The sequence below is a fragment of the Sandarakinorhabdus rubra genome (assembly GCF_010994245.1).
Classification (GTDB): Bacteria; Pseudomonadota; Alphaproteobacteria; order Sphingomonadales; family Sphingomonadaceae; genus Sandarakinorhabdus; species Sandarakinorhabdus rubra.
The window spans coordinates 1-523 of the sequence record NZ_WMHO01000480.1; the positions used below are offsets into that span (position 1 = coordinate 1).

Below are 523 nucleotides of genomic sequence, written 5' to 3' on the forward strand. Positions count from 1 at the left end.
CGCCGCCGCTGGCCGCGCCGGTCGAGCGGCCGGCACCGGTGGAGCAGCTGAACACGGTGGCGCTGCTGGTGCCTCTGAGTGGCCCCAACGCGGCGCTGGGCGATTCGATCGCCAAGGCCGCCGCCATGGCGCTGGCTGATCTCGGCAAACCGCAGGTCAAGCTTGTCACCATCGACACGGCGCCAGGGGCCGGCGAAGCCGCTGCAAAGGCGATGGCTGAGGGCGCCGGCCTCATCCTTGGCCCGCTGCTTGGCAGCGAGGTGCCGGCGGTCGCGGCGGCGGTGGCCGGCCGGCCGGTGCCGATCCTGTCCTTCTCCAACGATGCGGCGGCGGCCGGCGGCAATGTCTTCGTGCTGGGCTTCCAGCCCGATCAGGCCATTGCCCGCGCGGTGGCCTATGCCCGCAGCCGGGGTGTCGATCGCTTCGCGGCGCTGGTCCCGCAGGGTGCCTATGGCCAGCGCGCGCAGCTGGCCTTCGTGCGCGCCGTGGCCGATGCCGGCGGGCGGTCCACGGCGGTGGTGCC

1 protein-coding gene is annotated in these 523 nt (G+C 74.2%); it reads left to right on the forward strand.

Annotated elements, in window-relative coordinates; translation table 11 throughout:
• The coding region (locus GJV64_RS15405; protein WP_164158406.1) for a penicillin-binding protein activator at nucleotides 1-523 on the forward strand (523 nt) is incomplete at both ends.